This window comes from Mycobacterium sp. (genome assembly GCF_049278535.1).
GTDB lineage: Bacteria > Actinomycetota > Actinomycetes > Mycobacteriales > Mycobacteriaceae > Mycobacterium.
Genome location: NZ_JBAPMI010000367.1, coordinates 1 through 4,552, shown reverse-complemented (window position 1 = coordinate 4,552; position 4,552 = coordinate 1). Strand labels below are relative to the sequence as shown.

Below are 4,552 nucleotides of genomic sequence, written 5' to 3'. Positions count from 1 at the left end.
GATATAACCCTTGACCAGGAAGGGGTATTTTTTGAAGTCGGCATCGTCGAGCAGCGCATACTCCGCCGGGTCGAGCGCGGCGCCCAGACGCTTGTCGTCGACCTCGCGGTCGCCGGGCACCCCGATTCCCAGTAGCTCCCAGTCGCCACCCGGCTGACGCACCTTCAGCAGGACGTTCTTCAGGGTGTCGGCAGCGGCGACGCTGCGGCCCAAGCCGGCGCCGTTGGCCCACTCGACCAGGGTCGCGATCGTTGGGGTATCGCCGGTGTCGTGGACCACCGGCGCGGGCAGTCCGTCGAAGGGCAGGGCTTCCGGCCGGGCGGTGACGACCGCCTCGACGTTGGCCGCGTACCCGGACTCCAGGCAGCGCACGAAGGTGTCCTCGCCGACCGCACTTTCGGCCAGGAACTCCTCGGAGGCCGAGCCGCCCATCGCGCCGGACACCGCGGACACGATGACGTAGTCGACGTCCAGCCGGCCGAAGATGCGCTGATAGGCCTCGCGGTGTGCGTGGTAGGCGGCCTTGAGCCCGGCGTCGTCGACGTCGAAGGAGTAGGAGTCCTTCATGACGAATTCGCGCACTCGCAGAATGCCGGCCCGGGGTCGTGCCTCATCCCGATACTTGATCTGGATCTGGTAGAGCGCCAGCGGAAAGTCCTTGTAGGAGCTGTACTCCCCCTTCACGGTCAGGGCGAAGACTTCTTCGTGGGTCGGGGCAAGCAGATAGTCATTGCCGCGCCGGTCTTGCAGCCGAAAAATACCGTCGCCGTACTCGGTCCAGCGGTTCGTCGTCTCGTAGGGCGCGCGCGGCAGCAGCGCCGGAAACAGGATCTCCTGCCCGCCGATGGCATTCATCTCTTCGCGGACAACCCGCTCGATGTTGCGCAGCACCCGCAGGCCGAGCGGTAACCAGCTGTACAGCCCGGGCGCGATCGGTCGGACGTAGCCGGCCCGGATCAGCAGCTTGTGACTGGCGACTTCAGCATCGGCGGGGTCGTCGCGCAGTGTGCGCAAGAACAGCTCGGACATCCGGGTGATCACAGCGCGCAAGCCTAGCGGGCATTCAGAGATGACCGCGAAACAGCAGCCAGGGCTGTGATTAGTGGCGAATCACGACCCTGGCTTCAGTCTCGCGAGGGTCCGACGAGCTAGAGCTCGCCGGCGTCGATGGCGTCCTTGACTTCCTGCGCGTGGGCCACCTGCTCGGCGGTGTAGCCGATGAACAGCGACACGACACCGACGATGACGGCCACGCCGGCCACCCACAGCAGCCCGTAGGTGTAACCGTGGTCAAGGGCATTCAACTGGGCGGCGTTCATGTTCTTCACCGGGCCGTTGGTGCCGCCCAGGTACAGCGTGCGCGACGTGATCACGGCCTGGATGATGGCGAGAACCACTGGGCCACCGAGGTTTTGCAGCATCAGCGCGATCGCCGAGGTCGGTCCGATCTGGTCGAAGCCAACGCCCGCGATCGCCGAGAGCGCCACCGGCACGACGATCATTCCGATTCCGATACCGGCGATGACGACCGGCACGATCAAGTTCGGGAAGTACGGCATGCTGCCGTTGAACGTCGACCCGTAGATCATGGCGCCGACCACCAGCGCTCCGCCGGCGATGACCACGACCCGCGGTTGGAAGCGCGACACCAGTTGCGATGAACCGCCCAGCCCGATTCCCATCGCAATCGCGAACGGGATGAAGCCGACACCGGCGCGCAGCGCGCTGTAGCCCATGATGTCCTGCACGTAGATGGCGACCAGCACCGTCACGGTGAACAGGACCCCACCGGCCATGAAGATCGCCGCGAACGTGGCCAGCCGGTTGCGGTCGAAGAACAGATTGAACGGCACGACTGGGTTCTCGGCGGAGCGCTCGACGAAGGCGAACGCGATGAAGGCGATCAACGCCACTCCGGCCGAGCCGATCGTGGTGAGCGAGATCCAGCCCGCCTCGGGTCCCGTCGAGAAGGCGAACACCGCTGCGGTGCAGGCCAGTGTCGCCAGCACAGCGCCGGCGGCGTCGAGCTTCATCCGCTCGCGGTTGGTTTCCCGCAGCGCGGTGCGCGCCAGGTAGATCATCACCAGCCCGATCGGCACATTCACCAGAAACGCCAGCCGCCAGGACATCTCGGTGAGCGCTCCACCAACGACCAGGCCCATCACCGAGCCGACACCGGTCATCGCCCCGAACACCGCGGTGGCGGCGTTGCGTGCCGGACCCTTGGCGAACGTGGTTGCGACCAGCGCGAAGCCGGTCGGCGACGCGATCGCGGCGCCCACACCCTGCAGCAGCCGCGCGATCACCAAGGTGACGTCGTCCCAGGCGATGCCGCACAGCGCCGACGCGATGGTGAACAGCGTGACGCCGACGATGAAGGTGCGCTTGCGGCCGATTGTGTCGCCGAGGCGGCCACCCAGCAGCATCAAGCCGCCGAAGGTCAGCACGTAGGCGGTGATGACCCAGCTGCGGCCGGCGTCAGACAGGCTCAGCTCGTTCTGGATCTTGGGAAGCGCGACGATCGCGATGGTGCCGTCCATGGTCGCCATCAGCTGCATACCGGCGATGGCGATCACGGCAGCGAAGAATCGCCGGGTCGGCAGCCATGTCGTGGAAGTCTTGGTCGGAGTCGACTCGGCGGTCTTTTCGGGGTGCGGTGGGGGCATGTGAACTGCTCGCTTCGAGGGTTCAGTAGTCCATCTTTGGACAGCCCGCTCTGCATCGTTGAGAGCCGTCATAAGAACTTACCCTACAGTAATCTTAGGGATCTTTTAAACGCCGAACGCGGCCACCGGACCGATAACGATGATCGCGGGAGGTCGAATACCCTCCGAACGGATCTTTTCCGGCGCGTCGGCCAGGGTGGCCCGCAAAGTATGCTCGGCCGCCGTCGTACCTTGTTGAACAACTACCACCGGCGTATCCGCAGGTCGGCCGCCTTTTAAAAGGACTTCGGCGAATAGCTCGATGCGTTCGACCGCCATTAGCAAAACAATGGTTCCCGTCATCGCAGCCAATGCATCCCAATTCACTAACGATTCGGGGTGTCCGGGCGCAACGTGCCCGCTGACCACTACAAATTCGTGGTTGATCGCGCGGTGGGTGACCGGGACACCAGCGGACGCCGGCACGGCTATGGCACTTGTCACACCAGGCACGACCATCACCGGGATGCCGGCATCGACGCAGGCCATCAGCTCCTCGTAGCCGCGGGCGAACACGAAGGGGTCTCCCCCTTTGAGCCGCACCACGAATTGACCGGCCCGGGCCCGCTCGATCATCACGGCGTTGATGGCGTCCTGGGCCATCGCTCGTCCGTACGGGATCTTGGCGGCGTCGATCACCTCGACGTGCGGCGGCAGCTCGGCGAGCAGCTCCGGTGGCGCGAGCCGGTCGGCGACGACGACGTCGGCCTGCGCGAGCAGCCGGCGGCCGCGCACGGTGATCAGTTCCGGATCGCCGGGGCCGCCGCCGATCAGCGCCACCCCGCCGCGGACCACGTCGGAGCTCTCGAAGTTCTCCGGGGCTATCACGCCCTGCTGCAATGCCTCGCGGATCGCCGAGCGGACGCCGGCCGAGCGCCGGTGCTCGCCACCGGCCAGGACCCCCACCGATAGGCCCGCGTAGTCGAACGATGCGGGGGTAACCGCGCTGCCGTCGACGGCGATGTCGGCGCGGACACAGAAGATTCGATTGCGATCGGCTTCGGCCACCACCGCGGCATTCACCTGTGGATCGTCGGTCGCCGCAATCGCATACCAGGCGCCGGTCAGATCACCGTCGCGATAGTCCCGCAGCGACAAGGTGATTCCAGTCATCGCTTCCACCGAGCGGGTGGCGCTGCGGGCGATCACGTGCACGTCCGCCCCGCTGGCGGTGAGCAGTGGGAGCCGGCGTTGCGCGACGCTGCCGCCGCCGACCACGACGACCTTCTTCCCGGCAAGCCGCAAGCCGGCCAGGTAGGGGTTCTCCGATGTGGACGAGGTCATGTGTGCACGCCTGGCCCGCCCGCCCGCAGCATCGGCACGTGGGGAACGCCGTCGTCGATGAAGTCGTCACCGTCTCGGACGAAGCCGTGCTGGGCATACATGTCCGCCAGATATACCTGAGCGTTGATCCGGCACGGGTAGTCGCCGACCTCCGCCAAAGCGGCACGCAACAATCGAGTGGTATGACCCTCCCCGCGCGCGCTGCGTTTGGTGCACAGCCGGCCGAGCCGGAATGCCTTGTGCCCGCCGGCGTGCTCCTCCATCAGCCGCAGCGTGCAGATCACCTCGTGGTCGGGAGTTGCCAGCCAGAAGTGACGTGTTTCGGCGAGCAGATCGCGCCCGTCGAGTTCGGGATAGGGGCAGGCCTGCTCGACCACGAAGACCTCGACTCGTAGCTTCAGTAGCGCGTAAAGAGTTGATACGTCGAGGTCTTTGGCCCAGGCGCGGCGCAGCGCGACGGTCACGGCTCCCCTTCCTCAGCCGACGATGCAGGCCGCAAAGCGGACTGCGAAGGAGACGGGCAATTACGCCCTAGTCCCAGCACCTTGTTGCTCCAAGACCGC

At 66.0% G+C, this 4,552-nt stretch carries 4 protein-coding genes; all 4 read right to left on the bottom strand.

The features are described 5' to 3' along the window. On the bottom strand, nt 1-1,041 hold a 1,041-nt coding region (gene proS / locus WAO18_RS23680; RefSeq protein WP_422208665.1), incomplete at its 3' end, for a proline--tRNA ligase. A gap of 107 nt (nt 1,042-1,148) precedes the next feature. Then, nucleotides 1,149-2,738 carry an MFS transporter gene (locus tag WAO18_RS23675; RefSeq protein WP_422208664.1) on the bottom strand — a complete coding sequence of 530 codons (1,590 nt, stop codon included), beginning with the start codon at nt 2,736-2,738 and terminating at the stop codon, nt 1,149-1,151. A 33-nt stretch (nt 2,739-2,771) separates the two neighbouring features. Further along, entirely contained in the window at nt 2,772-3,989 is a 1,218-nt protein-coding gene (cobA, locus tag WAO18_RS23670) for a uroporphyrinogen-III C-methyltransferase (RefSeq protein ID WP_422208663.1), read from the bottom strand. Beyond that, nucleotides 3,986-4,453 carry a GNAT family N-acetyltransferase gene (locus tag WAO18_RS23665; RefSeq protein ID WP_422208662.1) on the bottom strand — a complete coding sequence of 156 codons (468 nt, stop codon included), beginning with the start codon at nt 4,451-4,453 and terminating at the stop codon, nt 3,986-3,988. Before WAO18_RS23665 ends, cobA begins: the two co-directional genes overlap by 4 nt. Nucleotides 4,454-4,552: the final 99 nt, after the last annotated feature.

Coding starts and splice junctions, on each gene's coding strand:
- WAO18_RS23675 (WP_422208664.1), bottom strand. CDS start 2,738: ATGACGGCTCTCAACGATGCAGAGCGGGCTGTCCAAAGATGGACTACT.
- cobA (WP_422208663.1), bottom strand. CDS start 3,989: ATGACCTCGTCCACATCGGAGAACCCCTACCTGGCCGGCTTGCGGCTT.